16 protein-coding genes and 1 tRNA gene are annotated in these 19,974 nt (G+C 64.9%); 10 read left to right on the top strand and 7 right to left on the bottom strand.

Going from position 1 to position 19,974, the window contains the following annotated elements; genetic code table 11:
- The first annotated feature begins 111 nt into the window (after window positions 1–111).
- Both V6W80_RS14445 and cadR read left to right on the top strand, forming a co-directional pair.
- Window positions 112–291: a hypothetical protein gene (locus V6W80_RS14445; protein WP_017642211.1), complete on the top strand. Its 180-nt coding sequence runs from the start codon at window positions 112–114 to the stop codon at window positions 289–291.
- A 188-nt stretch (window positions 292–479) separates the two neighbouring features.
- A complete protein-coding gene (cadR, locus tag V6W80_RS14440; protein ID WP_017642212.1) occupies window positions 480–950 on the top strand; it encodes a Cd(II)/Pb(II)-responsive transcriptional regulator in 471 nt (156 codons plus the stop codon).
- Between the two features lie 7 nt (window positions 951–957).
- Here cadR and rimO read toward each other — a convergent pair whose 3' ends face one another.
- The gene (gene rimO / locus V6W80_RS14435) at window positions 958–2,283 is read right to left on the bottom strand and encodes a 30S ribosomal protein S12 methylthiotransferase RimO (RefSeq protein ID WP_093252824.1); all 1,326 of its coding nucleotides are present in this window, start codon (window positions 2,281–2,283) and stop codon (window positions 958–960) included.
- Window positions 2,284–2,589: 306 nt separating this feature from the next.
- Here rimO and V6W80_RS14430 point away from each other — a divergent pair, with 306 nt between their 5' ends.
- On the top strand, window positions 2,590–4,431 hold the full coding sequence (locus V6W80_RS14430; protein WP_017642214.1) for a potassium transporter Kup: 1,842 nt from the start codon (window positions 2,590–2,592) through the stop codon (window positions 4,429–4,431).
- A 46-nt stretch (window positions 4,432–4,477) separates the two neighbouring features.
- Here V6W80_RS14430 and V6W80_RS14425 read toward each other — a convergent pair whose 3' ends face one another.
- The 5 genes from V6W80_RS14425 to V6W80_RS14405 all read right to left on the bottom strand — a co-directional run bounded on the left by V6W80_RS14425 (window position 4,478) and on the right by V6W80_RS14405 (window position 9,466).
- Entirely contained in the window at window positions 4,478–4,783 is a 306-nt protein-coding gene (locus V6W80_RS14425; RefSeq protein ID WP_082900435.1) for a hypothetical protein, read from the bottom strand.
- 238 nt (window positions 4,784–5,021) lie between these two features.
- On the bottom strand, window positions 5,022–6,296 hold the full coding sequence (locus V6W80_RS14420; RefSeq protein ID WP_338544615.1) for a virulence factor family protein: 1,275 nt from the start codon (window positions 6,294–6,296) through the stop codon (window positions 5,022–5,024).
- Between the two features lie 7 nt (window positions 6,297–6,303).
- Complete coding sequence (gene mprF / locus V6W80_RS14415) at window positions 6,304–8,961, bottom strand: bifunctional lysylphosphatidylglycerol flippase/synthetase MprF (RefSeq protein WP_064308235.1); 2,658 nt, start codon at window positions 8,959–8,961, stop codon at window positions 6,304–6,306.
- Window positions 8,962–9,151: 190 nt separating this feature from the next.
- A tRNA-Met gene (locus tag V6W80_RS14410) sits at window positions 9,152–9,228 on the bottom strand.
- Between the two features lie 91 nt (window positions 9,229–9,319).
- Complete coding sequence (locus V6W80_RS14405; protein ID WP_017642218.1) at window positions 9,320–9,466, bottom strand: hypothetical protein; 147 nt, start codon at window positions 9,464–9,466, stop codon at window positions 9,320–9,322.
- Between the two features lie 173 nt (window positions 9,467–9,639).
- On the opposite strand from V6W80_RS14405, the gene V6W80_RS14400 reads away from it, so the two are divergent.
- The 3 genes from V6W80_RS14400 (at window position 9,640) to dinB (ending at window position 11,414) form a co-directional block, all read left to right on the top strand.
- Complete coding sequence (locus V6W80_RS14400) at window positions 9,640–9,957, top strand: hypothetical protein (RefSeq protein WP_017642219.1); 318 nt, start codon at window positions 9,640–9,642, stop codon at window positions 9,955–9,957.
- A gap of 32 nt (window positions 9,958–9,989) precedes the next feature.
- The gene (locus tag V6W80_RS14395) at window positions 9,990–10,223 is read left to right on the top strand and encodes a hypothetical protein (RefSeq protein WP_017642220.1); all 234 of its coding nucleotides are present in this window, start codon (window positions 9,990–9,992) and stop codon (window positions 10,221–10,223) included.
- Between the two features lie 93 nt (window positions 10,224–10,316).
- The gene (gene dinB, locus V6W80_RS14390) at window positions 10,317–11,414 is read left to right on the top strand and encodes a DNA polymerase IV (protein WP_017642221.1); all 1,098 of its coding nucleotides are present in this window, start codon (window positions 10,317–10,319) and stop codon (window positions 11,412–11,414) included.
- A 4-nt stretch (window positions 11,415–11,418) separates the two neighbouring features.
- Here the strand turns inward: dinB and V6W80_RS14385 are convergent, their stop codons facing one another.
- Complete coding sequence (locus V6W80_RS14385) at window positions 11,419–14,187, bottom strand: response regulator (RefSeq protein ID WP_017642222.1); 2,769 nt, start codon at window positions 14,185–14,187, stop codon at window positions 11,419–11,421.
- Between the two features lie 211 nt (window positions 14,188–14,398).
- Between V6W80_RS14385 and V6W80_RS14380 the strand changes: the two genes are divergently transcribed.
- The 4 genes from V6W80_RS14380 (at window position 14,399) to relA (ending at window position 19,924) form a co-directional block, all read left to right on the top strand.
- The gene (locus V6W80_RS14380; RefSeq protein WP_173148021.1) at window positions 14,399–15,289 is read left to right on the top strand and encodes an alpha/beta hydrolase; all 891 of its coding nucleotides are present in this window, start codon (window positions 14,399–14,401) and stop codon (window positions 15,287–15,289) included.
- Window positions 15,290–15,369: 80 nt separating this feature from the next.
- Window positions 15,370–16,269, top strand: coding sequence for a cysteine synthase CysM (gene cysM, locus V6W80_RS14375; RefSeq protein ID WP_017642224.1), 900 nt, complete (start codon window positions 15,370–15,372; stop codon window positions 16,267–16,269).
- The gene (gene rlmD, locus V6W80_RS14370) at window positions 16,256–17,620 is read left to right on the top strand and encodes a 23S rRNA (uracil(1939)-C(5))-methyltransferase RlmD (RefSeq protein WP_338544614.1); all 1,365 of its coding nucleotides are present in this window, start codon (window positions 16,256–16,258) and stop codon (window positions 17,618–17,620) included. The genes cysM and rlmD overlap by 14 nt, the downstream gene beginning before the upstream one ends.
- A gap of 63 nt (window positions 17,621–17,683) precedes the next feature.
- Window positions 17,684–19,924 (top strand): GTP diphosphokinase, encoded by a 2,241-nt coding sequence (relA, locus tag V6W80_RS14365; protein WP_093252518.1) that lies wholly within the window; start codon window positions 17,684–17,686, stop codon window positions 19,922–19,924.
- Window positions 19,925–19,974: the final 50 nt, after the last annotated feature.

Raw genomic sequence — 19,974 nt, 5'->3', positions numbered from 1 at the left:
GTGATATTTGCCTAATAGGTAAATATCACTCACGGAAACGCGACTTTTTGGCGGATTAGTACTGGGAGTACGCTGTGTCTATCGAAACAGCACAACCAAGAGGTATTCGCTATGAAAGTCCTGGGTATCCAAGCGCTCGTCGCCGTCCTGTTCATGGGCCTGCTGTCGGGTACCGCATCCGCGGCCAGTCGCGACCTGTCCAGCAAATCGATCCGGGCCAATGCCCAAGCGCAATTCCAGTCGGAACATCCCGCCCGTGCTTCCGCGCTGTACCAGAACAACGCCAACTAGTCTGATGTTTGTCGCGACGCCCCGGCGATCCACTCATCGCTGGGGCGTCGTTTTGTCTTCCTGCACGTCCGCACCGGCTGAGCGTCGCCAACGTCTCTTCCCACCGCCTGCCGGTAGTTCCGGAACCCTTGCCCCAAGGCCGCGAGCGCGGCAGGCTGTCCGGATGTCAGCGGAGCGAGAAAGGCACGATGAAGATTGGCGAATTGGCCCGGCGCACCGACTGCGCGGTCGAGACCATCCGCTACTACGAGCGTGAAGGCCTGCTGCGTCCGGCGGCGCGTAGCAGCAGCAACTACCGCAGCTATGACGAGGATCAGGTCGAGCGCCTGATCTTCGTGCGTCATTGCCGTTCCCTGGACATGACCCTGGAAGAGATCCGGGCGCTGCTGGCGCTACGGGATACCGCCACGCCGGGGTGCGCCCAGGTGGACGCCCTGATCGGCGCCCATCTGCATCATGTCGAGGTGCGCATTCGCGAGTTGAATCAGCTGCGCGAACAGCTGGTGACCCTGAGACGGCAGTGCCAGGGGGAAGGCGAGGGCGACCGTTGCGGCATCCTGCGCGAACTCGGTCAGCCGGCGGCGCCATCGGCGACCACCGCCAGCTGCAGTGCGGCCGGGCACGCCCATGTGCCCGGCACCCACCGCCTGCATGACTAGCTAGGGATCAGAGCGCCTCTGCCCAGAGGTCGTACTCGTCGGCGTCGGTGACCCGCACCCAGACCTTGTCGCCTGGCTTGAGGGGATTGGCGCTGTCGACATAGACGTTGCCGTCGATTTCCGGGGCATCGGCGTAGGAGCGGCCAATGGCGCCTTGCTCGTCCACCTCGTCGATCAGCACCTCGATCTCGCGACCGATCTTGAGCTGCAGGCGCGCCGCGGAGATGGCCTGTTGGTGCGCCATGAAACGCTCCCAACGCTCCTGCTTGACCTCGTCCGGAACGGCTTCCAGACCCAGCTCGTTGGCCGGCGCGCCCTCGACCGGCGAATACTGGAAGCAGCCGACGCGATCCAACTGGGCTTCGGTGAGCCAGTCCAGCAGGTACTGGAAGTCTTCCTCGGTCTCGCCGGGGAAGCCGACGATGAAGGTGGAGCGGATGGTCAGCTCCGGGCAGATCTCCCGCCAGCGCTTGATGCGCGCCAGGGTCTTGTCCTCGAACGCCGGGCGCTTCATGGACTTGAGCACCTTGGGGCTGGCGTGCTGGAAGGGGATGTCCAGATAGGGCAGCAGCTTGCCGGCGGCCATCAGCGGAATGACGTCGTCGACGTTGGGGTAGGGGTAGACATAGTGCAGGCGCACCCAGACCCCCATGCCCGACAGCGCCTCGCAGAGTTCCAGCATGCGCGTCTTGACCGGTTGGCCGTTCCAGAAGTCCAGTTTGTACTTGAGGTCGACGCCGTAGGCGCTGGTGTCCTGGGAGATCACCAGCAGCTCCTTCACGCCCGCCTTGACCAGCCGCTCGGCCTCGGACAGCACGTCACCCACCGGGCGGCTGACCAGCCTGCCGCGCATGGAGGGGATGATGCAGAAGCTGCAGCTGTGGTTGCAGCCCTCGGAAATCTTCAGATAGGCATAGTGGCGCGGGGTCAGCTTGATGCCCTGGGGCGGGACCAGGTCGATCAGCGGATTGTGCTCCAACTGCGGCGGCACCACCTCGTGGACGGCGCTGACCACCTGCTCGTACTGCTGCGGACCGGTCACCGCCAGCACGCTGGGGTGCACGCCGCGGATGTTGCCCTCGTCGACGCCCATGCACCCGGTGACGATCACCTTGCCGTTCTCGGCGATGGCCTCGCCGATGGCGTCCAGGGACTCGGCCTTGGCGCTGTCGATGAAACCGCAGGTGTTGACCACCACCACGTCGGCGTCTTCATAGGTCGGCACGATCTCGTAGCCTTCCATGCGCAGCTGGGTAAGGATGCGTTCGGAGTCGACGGTGGCCTTGGGACAGCCGAGGCTGACGAAACCGACCTTGGGGGCGGACGTTTGGATGGACATGGGCTAACCTCGGCGGGCGCTCAGGAGGCGCCTTGATCAAAAAACGCGCGATTCTAGCCATCTCTGCCGCTGCTTGGAAGGGGTACGCCGGTCCTGGCGACCGCACAGAGCTTTTTGCCGACCAGAGAGTCTATGGTCCTTGAAGCGCTGCGCCGAGAGGTTGCTCGCGCCACGCTACCGGCCTTTTCAACTTGATCCTGACGCCGCTTCGGCGCAGGATGCGCCGATTTTAGACTCTAGGAGCCCTGCATGAGCCGTCCGGAACACGAGCACGGTGGTAAAGCCCCTTCGGCCTTGGGAATGATCGTGCTCGCCACCGGCGTGGTATACGGCGACATCGGTACCAGTCCTCTCTATACCCTCAAGGAAGTCTTCTCGCCGCACTATGGCCTGGCGCTGAACCACGACAGCGTGCTAGGCATCCTGTCGCTGATCTTCTGGTCGCTCATCTGGGTCGTTACCCTCAAGTACATCACCTTCGTCATGCGCGCCGACAACCAGGGCGAGGGCGGCATCATGGCGCTCACCGCCCTGGCCCGTCGCGCCGCCCAGGGCTCGCCGCGCCTCGCCACCACCCTGGTGTTGCTCGGCCTGTTCGGCGCCGCGCTCTTCTATGGCGACAGCATGATCACCCCGGCGGTCTCGGTGTTGTCGGCGGTGGAGGGGCTGGAGCTGGCCTTCGACGGTCTGGAAGCCTGGGTCGTGCCCATCGCCCTGGTGATCCTGGTCGGCATCTTCGCCATCCAGAAGCGCGGCACCGCCACCATCGGCAAGTTCTTCGGCCCGGTGATGGTGCTCTGGTTCACCACCCTGGGCGCCCTGGGCGTCTATGGCATCGTTCAGCAGCCCGAGGTGCTCAAGGCCTTCAATCCCTATTGGGCAGTGGAGTTCTTTGCCGCCAATCCGGTGAAGGGTTTCATCGTCCTGGGCGCGGCCGTGCTGGCCCTGACCGGGGCCGAGGCACTCTATGCCGACATGGGCCACTTCGGGCGCAAACCCATCGCCCGGGCCTGGCTGCTGCTGGTGCTGCCGGGGCTGGTGCTCAACTACTTCGGTCAGGGCGCACTGCTGCTCGCCGATCCCTCGGCGGTCCGTAATCCCTTCTATCTGCTGGCCCCGGAATGGCTGCTGCTGCCGATGATCGGGCTGTCGACCCTGGCCACCGTCATCGCCTCCCAGGCGGTGATCACCGGCGCCTTCTCCATGACCCGCCAGGCCATCCAGCTGGGCTATATTCCGCGCATGCAGATCCAGCACACCTCCAGCCAGGAGCAAGGGCAGATCTACATCCCGCTGATGAACTGGGCGCTGATGCTGGGGGTGATCTTCCTGATCCTGACCTTCCAGTCTTCGGCCAACCTGGCCGAGGCCTATGGCGTGGCCGTGACCGGCACCATGCTGATCACCAGCTGCCTGGTGTCGGCGGTGATCCTCTTGCTGTGGAAATGGCCGCGCTGGATCATGGTGCCGTTGCTGATCGGCTTCCTGCTGGTGGACGTCCTGTACTTCTCGGCCAATGCGCCGAAGATCTTTTCCGGCGGCTCCTTCCCGGTGATCGCCGGTATCGTCATCTTCATCCTGCTGACCACCTGGAAGCGGGGCCGGCAACTGGTGGTGGAGCGCCTGGACGACGGCGCGCTGCCGTTGCCGATCTTTATCAGCAGCATCCGTGCACAACCGCCGTTCCGCGCCAAGGGCACCGCAGTGTTCCTCACCGCCCGGACCGACGTGGTCCCCCATGCCATGCTGCACAACCTGCTGCACAACCAGGTTCTGCACGAGCAGGTGGTGCTGCTCACGGTGCGCTACGAGGATCGCCCGCGGGTATCGCGTGGCGAGCGCATGGAGGTCGAGGACTTCGGCGACGGCTTCTATCGCGTGGTGCTGCACTACGGCTTCATGGACGAGCCGGACATCCCCCTGGCCTTGAGCCACTGCCCTTATCCAGGCCTGGATTTCACCCCGATGCGCACCACCTACTTCCTCAGCCGGGAAACGGTGATCGCCTCCAAGCGCCTCGGCATGGCGCCCTGGCGCGAGAATCTCTTCGTCTTCCTGATGAAGAACGCCAACGGCAACCTGAGATTCTTCAAGCTACCGGTGAACCGGGTGATCGAGTTGGGCACCCAGGTCGAGATCTAGCCGAGCGCAGAAAGAACAAAGGCCCCAGCAGGGGCCTTTTCTTTGCCTAGTTGAATACCGGCGGCGGTAGGGCGTCAGGATCGGTGATGAAGGGCATCTGCCAGCTGTCGAGGGTCTGGCCGCGGCCTTCCAGCTCGCTGCGCACCGTGCCTATGTAGCCAGCCAGGCGCAGCGGATCGCTGTAGTCCGTCTCGCTGAGTTGTTCTTCGGTGTAGAGCGTCTTGCCCTGGGCATCCACCACGCCCAGCGCCAAGTCATGGCCATCCGCGCCGGACGATACCACGCAGCCGAGGGGTTGGAAGGCATCCACCAGGATCTTGCTGGCGGCGTCGGCGGAAAGCGGTGTGCTCATGACAGAGGTCTCCGTGGCTGTTGCAGCCATAGACCGTTGGAGACCGGTCCCTTGTTCCGGCCGTTCGTCCGGGACCCAAGCCAGTCCAAAGTCTGCTGCGCGTCGGCTAAGCGGCGTTGAAGATGGCTTCGGAATGCTCATTTACCAATCGTAAACTCCGCTTCCTCAGCCATCTTCGCCTTGCTTAGCTCTAGCTCGCTAGACTTTGAACAGGCTTCAAGCCCGGTCTATCTGGTGGCTATTGCGGCGTACGGGCCTCGATGGCCTTGACCATGAAGTCGGCCAGCTTGTCGTAGTTCTCGTCGAAGTGATGACCGCCCGGGCGGGCCAGCTTCTCACCCAGTTGACCCGGCTGGGTGCAACCACTGTCGTCCTTCTCTTCCTCGCCATAGACGCAGAACAGCTTGGCGGGGGGAATCCTGCTGGTTTCCGGCAGGGTATCGGCCTCATCGCCCGGTTTGCCGAGCCAGCCTTCCACGGCGATCTCGAAATTGCTCTTGCGGCTGAAGGCCAGCAACAGCAGCGAGGTCACCTGGTCCTGATCCGCCTTGGGCAGCCGGTTGTAGACCGCCGGGAGAATGTCGGCGCCAAAGGAGTAGCCGGCCAGGACGAAGTGCTTGGCGTTCCACTTCTCGCGGTATTCCTGCATCAGGTTGGCGAGATCGGCGGCGACCTGCTCGGGACTCTTGTGCTGCCAGAAGTAACGTAGGGAATCCACGCCCACGACCGGATAACCCGCTTCGTTCATGGCCTGGGCCGAGAGACGGTCGATGTCGCGCCAGCCACCGTCACCAGAATAGAAGATGGTCACCACGTCGGGGTGGCCGGGCTTGACGTCCGGATCGGCCGGCATCTCGATGGTCGGGATGTCGTTGTGCTGGCCCAGCAGACGATTCTTGAGCTGGGTGCGCAGGACCACCGGCAGGGCGGTGCCGTAGTCGGCGATGGTCAGATCGGCGTTGCTCTGCTGGCGCACGAAGATGGCCGAATCGTCGGTCGGATGATCGTTCCAGGCGATGTGCCATTGACCCGCGGCTGCCTTGGCCGGCAGGGCGTCCGGGCAATCCAGGGTTTCCAGGTTGAAGCCGACGCTCAGGGCCGCGGCCTTCGGATTGTCCTGGATGGTCAGCCAGCGCCAGGCGCGGGCGGCGCCTGGGCCGATGCCGCCGACGAAGGTCGGCGCGCCACTCAGCTGCTTGGCCGCGTTGGCGAAGTCATCGCTCTGCGCCTGGCAGCCATTGGATACCTTGACCTCGTACTGGACGATCTCGGCGCCGGTGTTGGTGGCCAGGCCCAGCAGATCGGCATCCGCCAGCTGCAGGTCCGACGGCGTGGCCAGCACCACGCGGGCATGGGGCTCGCCCTTGGGCGCGGCCATGGTTAGCAGCCGACCATCCGGCTGCTCCAGGACCTTGACCTGGGGCGCCGACGGCCAACGATGGAGCCACCACCAGCCCAAGGCCCCCGCGATCAGCAGGATGACGAGCAGTACTGCGAGTGCACGTTTCAGCATAGGAGTCTCAACGTTTGACCAGGCCGGTGTAACCCCCGGCGATTAGGGCGGCGGTGTCGGCGAAGGCGACCAGGGGATCCAGGCCGGCGGGCACCGCCATGTAGCGCGGCTCCCATTCCGGATCGAACTTGTCCTTGAAGCGACGCAGTCCCTGGAAGTTATAGAACTGTTCGCCACGTCTGAACACCATGGCGCCCAGGCGCTGGGTGATGGGTGCACCGCGGCGGGGATGCAGGCCGGCCAGCGGGACCATGCCCAGCGAGAAGCGGGCGAAGCCGGCAGCCTTGAAGTGCAGGATCAGCCCGAGCATGAGGAATTCCATGGTCTGCTTGGGCGCATCCGCGGTGACCCGCATCAGGTCGATGCTGGCCAGATCCGGGCGCTCGGTTTCCAGCAGGTTGGCGAAGGCCACCGCCTTGCCCTGGAAGCGCACCACGGCGATGCGGAAGTGCTGGAGATAGGCGGGGTCGAAACGACCCAGGGAAAAGCCTTTCTCGCGCACCTGCTTGCTTTCCAGCCAGACGTCGGAGATCGCCTTGAGTTCGTCCAGTGGCGCTTCGCCCGGGGCATGGAATTCGATGGCCAGGCCGTCGCGCTGGCCACGATTCCAAGTGTATCTCAGGTCCTTCTTGCCCTTGCTGTCGAGATCGAAGGCGTGCAGGTCCACGCGCGCCTCTTCGCCGAGCTTGAGCGCGGTGAGTCCGATGTCCATATAGAAGGGTAGATTTTCGGCGCGTACCTGATAGAACACCGGTCGGGCATGGTGCAGGTCGCAGAGATCACGAAACTTCCAGATCAGCTCGGCGCGTGGCTGGGAGCGACCGATGGGGTCGAAGAGGGCGATCAGGCTGCGCCCACGCCGGCCGTACATCAGGAAGGCATCGTCGCTTTCATGGAAGAGCAGGGCCTTGTCGCCGGTCATCACCAGACCGCCATCCGGCTGACTGGATTTGCGCACGATGCCGAAGGCGCGCTCGAGCTCGGCGCTGGTCGGGGCTTCGATGGGGGGCGGCGCGGCGCGCAGCAGCCAGCCCAGGGCGATGATCAGCAGCAGGACCGAACTGCCCAGGGCGGCACGCAGGCCGCGTGGCGCATCGGCGTCCAGGGCGAATTGCCACCAGAGGCGGGTATCGTAGGGCACGTCCTGATAGGCGAACAGCAGCAACCATACCGAGGCGGCGACCACGCAGATGCTGGCGGTCACGTACAGCGGCGAGAAGGGTTGCTCCATCAGCCGGCTGCGGCGATAGAAGGATTTGCGGAAGGTGGCGAGCAGCGCCGCCGTCAGCGCCAGGATGGAGGCTTCCTCCCAGTCGAAACCTTTCAACAGGGACAGCAGGGAACCGAGCAGCAGCAAGACCAAGGTCACCGCCCAAGCCGCGGACAGGCGCCGGCGCAATCCCTGCGCCAGCAATAGACAGACGACGCCGATCAGGCTCGCGCCCAGGTGGGAGGCATCGATCAACCGCTGGGGCAGCAGGAAATCCATGCCCTCCAGACGGGTGTCTATTTCAGGGGTGACCCCAGAAAAAAGCAGGACCACCCCAGAAAAAAAAACCAGGATGGCGAGGATGGGTGCCGCGAGTCCCGAGGCGACCCGTACCGCAGGACTGTTCGACAGCAGGCGCCGGCCTTCGCTGAACAGCAGCACCAAACAGGCGATCACGAACGGCAGCAGCACATAGAACAGCCGGTAGACCACCAGCGCCGCGGCGAGCTGAGCGGCACCCAGTTCGTTGGCGAAGGCTGCCAGCAGCACCGCTTCGAACACGCCGACGCCGCCCGGGACGTGGCTGAGCACGCCCGCGGCCAGCGCCAGCAGATAGACCAGCAGGAAGGCACCGAAGGGCGGAGCCGTCGGCAGCAGCAGATAGAGCACCATCGACGCGGCGGTCACGTCGAGGATGGTGATCACCAGTTGCAGCGCGGACAGCCGCAGGGTCGGCAGGCGCAGGGCGCGTTTGCCGATGCGGAAATGCAGGGCATGGGCGCAGGGCTGCTCAGGTGCTCGCCAGCGACGCAGCGCCAGGATGCCGATCGCATAGCCGATCAGGATCACGGCGGACGCGGTAACGATCACCGCTTCCGGTACGCGCAGGGCCTGGGTGGAGGCGGGCAGGTTGGTCAACGCGGCGATGGCGGCCAGTGGCGGCAGGGCGGTGCCCAGCGCCAGACTGGAAAACACCGTCATCCGCGCCACTTCCAGGGCGCTGAGTCCCTGGCGGGCATAGAGGCGATAGCGTACCGAGCCGCCGGACAACATGGAGAGCCCGACCGCGTTGCCGATGGCGAAGGCGGTGAGGCCGCCCATGGTCCAGGCGCGGGCCGGCAGCTTGACGTCGGCGAAGCGCATGGCCGACCACTCGTAACCGAGCAGGATGGTGAAGCCGGCCGCGGCGGCGATCAGGGCGCCGATCAGGGATGAATGTGGGATATCGTGAAGGGCATCATGGAGCGCCTCGCCATCGATGCTGCTCAGCAGATGCCAGCAGACCACCAGCGCGGCGGCGAACAACACCAGGGTCACACCCAATTCGATGGGTTGTCGATAGGCCGTCAACCGCTCCAGCAGGCGCCAGGGCAGCGCTTGAGGGGGCGAAACAGGATGGTCCGCAGGGGATGCCGGCTTCGAGGAGACCTCTTTGGCTGGATCAGGTGCAGTCATGCAAACTCCTCTAGACAGGAACGCGCGTCAGATTACTGGTCGCGCGCGGTTTGCCAAGCCTTGTACAGATAAAAAAGCTCTATACCAACCTTTGTAGCTCGCGTAGCTACAGAGTTCGCACCGCTGTGATCTGACCCCGGTCAAATTCAGCGCAAAAAAAAACCACTCAAGAGAGTGGTTTTTTCGAATTTGGTTGCGGGAGCTGGATTTGAACCAACGACCTTCGGGTTATGAGCCCGACGAGCTACCAGACTGCTCCATCCCGCGTCCGATGTGGCTCAGTATAGGGCCAAGAAAAAATTCGTCAAGGAAAAATTTAATATTCTTCAAAGGCTTATTTAGTCAGGCAGGGTCGAGGTCACTTGTCGCCGTCGCTCTTCTGCATCTGGACCGAGGCCTTTTCACCACTGGAGCGATTCTGCTGATCAGACTGATCGCGATCGAAGCAGCCGCCGAGCGCCAGGGTGACGAGCAGGGCGGAGGATAACAATAGAGGGCGTTTCATGGGTGGTCTCCTAGATATACGTCCTCAGTCGACCTATGAGGATGGCAAAGAGTCCGAAAAGCCGATGAGAGTCCACCGCGCTGACAAGTGAGACGGTGATAGCAAAACGCCGCTTGGTCGCTCAGGCGGGTGGTGGCCATGTGCTATCCTCGCTGGGTGTTATGGAGAACCTCATGCACCCTTCTCAGGATTCGAGTGGTCTGGACCAGCGCATCATGCGCGTGATGGAGCACGACATCGCGACGCTCGTCGCCCAGTTGTGCAATCTTTCGCTAGCGCTGACCGGCAGTAGTGCCAATGGCGCCGCCGATATGGCACTTCAAGTCGTGGAAAAAGTCGAATTGCTCGTCGACGACATGAAGACGCTGCGCGTTTCCGCGCAGGCGCTGCTGGACACCACGTCCCGCCATGTTCGATCCGGCCATTTCGAAGAGCGGATCGTCATCGCCGACGACGAGAGTGCACCTTTCGACGATGGGCAACGCGACTGAACCGTTTGACCAGGAAAGTCCAAGGGGTCGCCATGAATCTCCTGCTGGAAACCTTGCTTCAGCATCTCCAGGGTCTGGGGCGTATCGAGTTCTTCGAGCGTAGTGAGCATTTCGCGCGCCTGATGATCACCACCCCGGATGGGGTCATCGCCGAGCGCCACCTCTATTACGATCAGTTGCACCATGCCCATGATCTCAAGGCGGTGGTCGACGAGCTGCGCGAAGAGGTCGTGCATCGGCAGCGCCTGCTGCAGGACGTCGGTTAACCGGCGATTCGTCGTCCGCCATGGACAAATCCGGGCGGCCTTGGCTTACTGTACGGATAATCAGCCGCAGTGCCCGGCCCGGCATCTTTCTCCATGGCTCCGGACAATTCCCCCGCCCAGCTCCCACCCAAGCGTCAGCGCAAGATCATCCATGTCGACTGTGACTGCTTCTATGCGTCCATCGAGATGCGCGATGATCCGCGCCTGGGCAACAAGCCGCTGGCGGTAGGCGGAACCCCTGATCGTCGTGGGGTGGTCGCCACCTGCAACTACGAGGCGCGGGCCTTTGGCGTGCGTTCCGCCATGTCGTCCCATCAGGCGCAAAAGCTCTGTCCCGACCTGGTCTTCGTCAAGCCGCGCTTCGACGTCTACAAGGAGGTGTCGCGGCAGATCCACGCCATCTTCCAGGACTACACCGAGCTGATCGAGCCGCTGTCCCTCGACGAGGCCTACCTGGATGTCACCCAGTGCGAGCTGTTCAATGGCAGCGCCACCCTAATCGCCCGCGACATCCGCCGTCGGGTCTGGCAAGAGCTGAACATCACGGTGTCGGCGGGCGTCGCGCCGAACAAGTTTCTCGCCAAGATCGCCAGCGACTGGAAAAAGCCCAACGGCTTGTTCGTCATCGCGCCCCACGAGGTGGACGACTTCGTCGCCGTGCTGCCGGTGGCCAAACTGCATGGCGTCGGCAAGGTCACCGCCGACAAGCTCAAGCGCCGTGGCATCGTCCTGTGCAGCGATCTGCAGACCTGGTCGCGCTTCGATCTGCTGCGTGAATTCGGCAGCTTCGGCGAGCGCCTCTGGGCACTGGCCCATGGTATCGACGAGCGCCAGGTCAAGGTGGACAGCCAGCGGCAATCGGCCAGCGTCGAGCGCACCTATGACCGCGACCTGCCCGATGCCGCCGCCTGTGCCAAGGAGTTGCCCGAGTTGCTGGCCAAGCTCGAAGAGCGGTTGACGCGCCTGGCCGACCGCTATCGCCCGGAGCGGCCCTTCATCAAGGTCAAGTTCCACGACTTCACCCAGACCACCCTGGAACAGCAGGGCGCCGGACGCGATCTCGACAGCTATCGGCGGCTGCTGGAGCAGGCCTATCGGCGGGGCAATCGACCGGTGCGCCTGCTCGGCGTGGGCGTGCGTCTGACCGATCTGCGCGAGGCGGCGCTACAGTTGCGGCTGTTCGAGGACTAGCCCGCTAGAGCGGGCTCTTGGCCTGGGTGGACAGATTGACGATGGCCGCGTCCAGTTCTTCCAGCGCCGGGCTGGAGGTCGGGGCGCCCTGCTTGAGCAGGGTTTCGCTGTGCTGGCAGGCAGCGCGCAGCTGGGGCACGCCGCAATAGCGGGTAGCGCCATGCAGGCGGTGGACGCGCTCGATGAGGGCGATGCGGTCACCGTCTTCGCGGGCCTGGCGAATGGCCTGACGGTCCGCGGCCAGGGAGGCGAGCAGCATGCTCAGCAAATCCTTGGCCAGATCCGGCTTGTTGGCCGCCAGGCGCAGGCCTTCGTCCGCATCCATCACCGCCAGCGTGGAAATGTCCTGGCCGCCGCTGTTGAGGCTGGTGACCTCGGGCGCCGAGCTGTGCAGCAGGCGCAGGCCGGTCCATTTGAGAATGACCTGGGCCAGTTGCCGATCGCTGATGGGCTTGGTGAGGTAGTCGTCCATGCCGCTTTGCAGCAGGGCGCGTTTCTCGTTGGCCATGGCGTGGGCGGTAAGGGCGACGATGGGCACTGGGGTGCCGCCTTCGCTGGCTTCCCAGTCACGGATCGCCTCGGTGGCCTGGCGGCCATCCATGCCGGGCATCTGCACGTCCATGAACACCAGGTCGAAGCGCTCCTGCTGGACGGCTTCCACCGCCGCATAGCCGCTCTCCACCGCGGTGACCTGGGCGCCGAGATCGGTCAGCAGGGTCTCCACCAGCAGCAGGTTGGCCGGATTGTCGTCGACGCAGAGCAGGCGCGGTGGTCTGTCGGTGATGCCCAGGCCGCCACTTTCATTGCGTTGCGGACGCTGGTTGAGCAATTCCGCCACGGCCTGTTCCAGCTTGCGGCTGCAGGCCGGCTTGGAGTGCAGTTGGCAATGGACGTCAGGCAGCGAGGCATGGAACACCGCCTGGTCGGTGGTGGGGCAGTAGACCAGGGTATTGCAGTCCTGGCGACCCAGTTCCCAGATGCGTTCGGTGAGCAGGTCCGGCGGAATGCTGCGCGCGCTGACGCCCAGCACCGCCAGGCTGACCGGTAGTTTGCCGGAGGCCGGATGGGCGACGGCTTCGCTGAGCTGTTCCAGGGTCTCGAACGGCTCCACGCTCAGGCCACATTCTTCCAGCTGATGCTGCAGCGCCTGGCGGGTGAGGGGGTGGGGCTCCACCAGGCCGACGCGACGGCCGGCCAGGGCGATGCGCTTGTGGCTCTCGACGCTGCCGTGGGCCTTGGGCAGGTTGAGGGTGATCCAGAATTCCGAGCCCTCGCCGGGAATGCTCTCCAGGCCGATCTCGCCACCCATCTGCTCGATCAGGCGCTTGGAAATGACCAGGCCGAGCCCGGTTCCGCCGGCCTGGCGGGTCAGGGAGTTGTCGGCCTGGGAGAAGGCCTGGAACAGCATCTGGCGGTCTTCGTCGGTCAGGCCGACCCCGGTGTCCTGGACGCTGATGCGCAACTGGGCGTGGTCGTCGGTCTCTTCCTCGACCATGGCGCGCACGGCGATGGTGCCGGAGTGGGTGAACTTGATGGCATTGCTCACCAGGTTGGTGAGCACCTGGCGCAGGCGCTGCGGATCGCCGACCAGGTGGGTCGGGGTGTCGCGATAGACCAGGCAGACCAGTTCCAGGTGCTTTTCATGGGCCGACGGCGCCAGGATGGTCAGGGTGTCCTGGATCATGTCGCGCAGGTTGAACGGCAGATTCTCCAGCACCAGCTTGCCGGCTTCGATCTTCGAGAAGTCGAGGATCTCGTTGATGATGCCCAGGAGGCTCTCGGCGGAATTCTGGATGGTGCTCAGGTAATCCTGCTGGCGCGGGGTCAGCTCGCTCTTCTGCATCAGATTGGTGAAGCCGATGATGCCGTTGAGCGGGGTGCGGATCTCGTGGCTCATGTTGGCCAGGAATTCCGACTTGATGCGGCTGGCCTCCAGCGCCGCCTTGCGCGCCAGATCCAGCTCGATGTTCTGGATCTCGATGGTTTCCAGGTTCTGGCGCACGTCCTCGGTAGCCTGGTCGATGTTGTTCTGCATCTCGAACTGGGCATTTTCCATGGCTTCGGCCATGCGGTTGATGCCGGTGGCCAGTTCGTCGAATTCGGGGCTGCCGAGTTGGGTCGGCAGGCGCGTCTCCAGGCGCCCCTCCTGCAGTTGGCTGACCCCCTGGGCGATCACTTGCAGCGGCCGGTTGATGCGCCGGCCCATGCGCACGGCGATGAAGGCGGTGAAGGCCAGGCCGAGCAGGATCAGCAGGAGGCCGGCCACCAGGTTGCGATAGCCGCGCAGCAGGGTGGCGTGATGGGAGAGTTCGAGCTGGATCCAGCCCAGGGTCTGGGGCGTGGCCGGGTTGCCGTCGCTGCGGGTCAGGCGCAGGTCGTGGGTCTGCACCGGCAGATTGAAGTGGGTGATGTCGAGGCCAGACCTCATGCTGATGGTCTGGTAGTCCCGCCCGGTGAGTGCCACCGTCATCGAGGGGCCCGCATGGGCGAGGACGTTGCCGTCGTCATCCAGGAAGGTGATGGCCCGGACATCGGCCTGGTCGAGGGCGCGCTGGGCGATACGGTTGAGCTGGTCGTTGTCACCGGTACGCATGGCCGGGGCAATGAGCGGGGCCATCTGCTGGGCCACCAGCTGACCGTGCTCGATGAGCTGGTTGCGCATGTCGGACAGCTGCACCCAGCTGAAATAGACCCCCAGCAGAGCCGCCATGCAGCAGGTCGGGAGGACGCTCAACAGCAGGATGCGTCCCTTGAGTCCCAATTCGTCCAGCACTGCACGTCCCCCGAGGAAATTGGCGAGTCTAACCCCTTTACCAAATGTAAAGAGAGTCTTTGCGAAAGGGGTCGCACCCCTTGGCGCGCTGATTCGAGAAAATCCGCGAAGGCTGCCACGGCTTCTGGCCGAGGTGCACAACCATTGACCCCGTCGGCGGTCTGGTAGGGACTGCCGGTCGTTCCGGTACGGTTGCGTTCGAGGAGATCCTTTGAAGAAGAGTTGCAGTCTGATGCTGGCGGGTGCCCTGTTGCTGGGGACCGGCTGGATGGTGCCGACCCAGGCCCAGGAGCCCAAGAAGACCACCCTGGTGGAGCGGGGGTCGATGTACTACAGCTTCGAGACGCACCTGCTCGACTCGGCGGATGGCAAGCGCCGCTATCGGGTCTATATCGGCATCCCCAAGCAACCGGCGCCGATGATGGGCTATCCCGCGCTCTTTCTGCTCGATGGCGATGCCGCCCTGGCACAGCTGCAGGATGTCTGGCTGTCCCCCCATAAACTGAAGAGTCCGCCGGTGCTGGTGGCCATCGGGTACGCCGATGCCGCGGACGCCATGCAGGAACGCACCTACGACTACACCCCGGCGATCGGCAGTGGGCGCAATCATGACGACGTGCGCAAGGACTGGCCGGCAGGGGGCTCGCGGGCGTTTCTCGATCTGATCGAACAACGCATCAAGCCGCTGCTGACCCAGAGCGTACCGGTGGACCCCAACCGCCAGACCCTCTGGGGCCATGGCTACGGCGGGCTGTTCGTGCTCGATACCCTTTATCGGCAGCCCCAGGCGTTCCAGCGCTATGTGGCGAGCGATGTCGCCTTTGGCTGGCAGCAGGGTTTCATCCTCAAGCGGGCGCAGGAATTCCAGGGCGTGGGGGGTGCCCGTCCGGTGCAGCTTTGGCTGTACTCGGGTACCGAGGACCTCACCCGCAAGGTCGCGCCCGAGGCTGCCAAGCGGCTGGCCGAACGGCTGGCCGGGCTGCCGGGGCTGCAGGTGACGCCGCAGGTGCGGCCCAACCTGGGGCCGGAGGGCATCCTGTCGCTGAGCCTGCCCGCCGCCCTGGAGGTGGCCAGCGACGGTGCCGCCACGCCGCGGCCTTAGCCAGGCGCCGGATGGGTAGGGTCAGCGGTGCTTTGGGAGTATCATGGAAGGCTTTCACCCCTGGCGGAACGAGCTGATTCATGAGTCTGCACTATCCCACCATCGCCGATTGCATCGGTAACACGCCGCTGGTGCGCCTGCAGCGCCTGGCCGGCGACACCCGCAGTACCGTGCTGCTCAAGCTGGAAGGCAACAACCCGGCGGGTTCGGTCAAGGACCGCCCGGCGCTGTCGATGATCCGCCAGGCCGAGGCCCGTGGCGACATCCTGCCCGGGGATACCCTGATCGAGGCCACCTCCGGCAACACCGGGATCGCCCTGGCCATGGCCGCCGCGATCATGGGCTATCGCATGATCCTGATCATGCCCGACAATTCCAGCGCCGAACGCAAGGCGGCCATGACCGCCTACGGCGCCGAGCTGATCCTGGTCAGCAAGGAAGAGGGCATGGAAGGCGCGCGGGATCTGGCCACCCGCATGCAGGCCGAGGGCCGCGGCAAGGTGCTCGACCAGTTCGGCAATGGCGACAACCCGGTCGCCCACTACCTGGGCACCGGTCCGGAAATCTGGCGCCAGACCCACGGCAGCATCACCCATTTCGTCAGTTCCATGGGGACCACCGGGACCATCATGGGTACCTCGCGCTACCTCAAGGAGCAGAATCCCAAGGTGCAGATCGTGGGTCTGCAACCGGAGGAGGGCGCGGCCATTCCCGGTATCCGCCGCTGGCCGGAGGCCTACCTGCCGAAGATCTACGAATCCAGTCGCGTGGATCGCATCATCGACATGGGCCAGCAGGAAGCCGAGGACACCATGCGCCGCCTGGCCCGGGAAGAAGGCATCTTCTGCGGTGTGTCGTCCGGCGGTTCGGTGGCGGGCGCCCTGCGCATCGCCCGGGAAGTGGACAATGCGGTGATCGTCGCGATCATCTGTGACCGAGGCGATCGCTACCTGTCGACCGGCGTCTATGACCCGCGCTAAGCGAGGCGGCGGCGGGCTGCGCTTCCAACCCGCCGGTGGCGCCCGGGCGGCGGCGGTGCCGACCGGCAAGCGGCAGCTGCTGGCCATCGAGCGGCTGTCCCATGACGGCCGCGGCGTCGCCCGCGAAGGCGGGCGGACCTGGTTCGTCGCCGGTGCCCTGCCGGGCGAGCAGGTCGAGGCGCGGGTGCTCGGTGCTCGTAGCCAGGTGGTCGAGGCCCGTACCCTCAGGGTGCTGGAAGCCAATCCGCTGCGGCGCACACCGCCCTGCAGCGTGGCCGACCGCTGCGGTGGTTGCACCCTGCAGCACCTGCCCCATGCCGATCAACTGACCCTCAAGCAAGACGCCCTCGCCGAGCAATTCCGCCGGCTGGCCGGGGTGCAACCGCTGGCCTGGGCCGCGCCCATGGTCGGTCCCGAATTCGGCTATCGCCGGCGCGCCCGCGTCGCGGTGCGCTGGGACGAACGCCAAGGGCGCCTGGAGGTGGGTTTTCGCGCCGAGGCCAGCCAGGACATCGTCACCCCCGACGACTGCCTGGTACTGGTACCGGAACTGCAGCCGCTGCTGCGGGCGCTACCTCACGTGCTGAGCGGGCTGGAGCGCCCCCAGGCGATCGGTCATGTCGAGCTCTTCCAGGGTACGGCCACGGCCCTGCTGGTGCGCCATACCCAGGCGCTGCTGCCAGGCGACCAGGCCCGTCTGCGCGACTTCTGCGCGGCCGCTGGCGTCCAGCTCTGGTGGCAGGGCAAGGGCGAGCCGCAGCCGGATCAGACCTACGCCAGGCTGGGCTATCGATTGGCGCCCTGGGACCTGACGCTGGCCTATCAGCCGGGCGATTTCGTCCAGGTCAACGCCGCCATCAACGAGGCCATGGTCGCCCAGGCGCTGGACTGGCTGGCGCCCACCGCTGACGACCGGGTGCTCGATCTCTTCTCCGGCCTGGGCAATTTCGCCCTGCCACTGGCGCGGCAGGCAGCGGCGGTCATCGGGATCGAAGGGGTCGCGGCGATGACATCCCGGGCAATACAAAATGCGCGTGACAACGGCATCGGCAACGCGCACTTTCTACAGGTGGACCTGTCGAACCCGCTACCCGCCGATCTGGGCAGCCATTCGCTGGCCTTGCTGGATCCGCCACGCGACGGTGCGCTGGAGGTGGTCCGGCAGCTCCGGGGGCTCGGCATCGGGCGACTGGTCTATGTTTCCTGCAATCCGGCCACCCTGGCGCGGGATGCGGGAGAGCTGGTCCGACAGGGCTATCGCATGACAAGGGCGGGCATTCTCGACATGTTCCCGCAGACTGCCCATGTGGAAGCCATGGTGCTGTTCGAAGCGGGCAGGATGCCCGGGTAACGACGGCTCGCCAACCGATGCGAGCCAATCCGGCGAGAAGGCTACGCCGTGAGGAAGGGGTAGATGGTACAGGTCAGAGCGCATCAGCCAGTCAACGTCGATGGCAGCATCAACCTCCACGCCTGGCTGGATCATATCCAGAGCGTGGATCCGAATCTCGATCGCGAGGCCTTGCTGGATGCCTGCGGCTTCGCCCGCACGGCGGAAGAGAATTCTGGCCAGGTCGAGCACACCTGGGCGGAGGGTACCTCCAGCTTCCACACCGGGCTGGAGATGGCCGAGATCCTGGCCGACCTCAAGCTGGATCAGGACAGCCTGATCGCGGCCATCGTCTATCGGGCGGTGCGCGAGGGCAAGGCGACCCTGGAATCGGCGACCGAGCATTTCGGTCCGGTGGTGGCCAAGCTGATCGAAGGCGTGCTGCGCATGGCGGCGATCAGCGAGAGTCTCAATCCGCGCAAGTCCATGGTGCTGGGCAGTCAGACCCAGGTCGACAACCTGCGGCGCATGCTGGTGGCCATGGTCGACGACGTCCGCGTGGCCCTGATCAAGCTGGCCGAGCGCACCTGTGCCATCCGCGCGGTCAAGAACGCCACCGAAGAGCGCCGCAACCGGGTGGCTCGCGAGGTGGCCGACATCTATGCGCCCCTGGCCCATCGCCTGGGCATCGGCCATATCAAGTGGGAGCTGGAGGACCTGTCCTTCCGTTATCTGGAGCCGCAGCAGTACAAGCAGATCGCGACCCTGCTGCACGAACGGCGGCTGGATCGCGAGCAGTACATCGCCGACGTCATGCAGCAGCTGCGGGACGAACTCACCGCCACCGGCATCAAGTCCGACCTCAGCGGTCGGGCCAAGCACATCTATTCCATCTGGCGGAAGATGCAGCGCAAGGGTCTGGAGTTCAGCCAGATCTACGACGTGCGGGCGGTGCGGGTACTGGTGCCCGAGATGCGTGACTGCTATACCGCGCTGGGTATCGTGCATACCCTCTGGCGGCACATTCCCCGCGAGTTCGACGACTATATCGCCAATCCCAAGGAGAACGGCTACCGTTCCCTGCATACCGCGGTGATCGGCCCGGAAGGCAAGGTGCTGGAGGTGCAGATCCGTACCCATGCCATGCATGAAGAGGCGGAGCTGGGGGTCTGCGCGCACTGGCGCTACAAGGGTACCGACGTCAAATCGGCCTCCAACCACTACGAAGAAAAGATCTCCTGGCTGCGTCAGGTGCTGGAATGGCACGAGGAGCTGGGCGACATCGGCGGCCTGGCCGATCAGCTACGAGTCGACATCGAGCCGGACCGGGTCTACGTCTTCACCCCCGACGGCCACGCCATCGACCTGCCCAAGGGCGCAACGCCGCTGGACTTCGCCTATCGGGTGCACACCGAGATCGGCCACAACTGCCGCGGCGCCAAGATCAACGGCCGTATCGTGCCGCTGAACTACCAGCTGCAGACCGGCGAGCAGGTGGAGATCATCACCGGCAAGCAGGGTTCGCCCAGCCGCGACTGGCTCAACCCCAACCTCGGCTACGTCAACACCTCGCGGGCCCGGGCCAAGATCGTCCACTGGTTCAAGTTCCAGGCGCGTGACCAGAACGTCGCCGCCGGCAAGGCCATGGTCGAGCGCGAGCTGTCGCGCCTGGCGTTGCCGCCGGTGGACTTCAACACCCTGGCCGAGAAGGTCAACTACAAGGGCGCCGAGGACATGCTCGCGGCCCTGGGCGCCGGCGATCTGCGCCTGGCCCATGTGATGCACGCCGCTCAGCAGCTGGTGGAGCCGGACAAGGGCCTCGATACCCTCGATCTCCTCCCGCGCAAGCCCACCAACAAGCCGGGCAAGCGCGGCGATGTACAGATCCAGGGGGTGGGCAATCTGCTGACCCAGATCGCTGGGTGCTGCCAGCCGGTACCGGGTGACGCCATCGTCGGCTACATCACCCTCGGCCGCGGCGTGACTATCCACCGGCAGGATTGCGCCAATGCCCTGCAGCTGGCCAGTCGCGAGCCGGAGCGGACCATCCAGGTGAGCTGGGGCCCGGTGCCGGTGCAGACCTATCCGGTCGATATCGTGATCAAGGCCTTCGACCGCTCCGGTCTGCTGCGCGACGTCTCGCAGATCCTGCTCAACGAGCGGATCAACGTGCTGGCGGTGAACACCCGCTCCAATCGCGAGGAAAACACCGCCAACATGCTGCTGACCATCGAGATCCCCGGCCTGGACGCCCTCGGCCGCCTGCTCGGGCGCATTTCCCAGCTGCCCAATATCATCGAAGCCCGGCGTAATCGCACTGCCTGAGCGGTGTGGCGACGACCCCACGAGGCGCCTCTGGCGCCTCGTGCTTTTTC

Source organism: Pseudomonas benzopyrenica (assembly GCF_036884265.1).
Lineage (GTDB): Bacteria > Pseudomonadota > Gammaproteobacteria > Pseudomonadales > Pseudomonadaceae > Chryseomonas > Chryseomonas benzopyrenica.
This window is presented reverse-complemented; position numbering and strand designations above follow the sequence as displayed.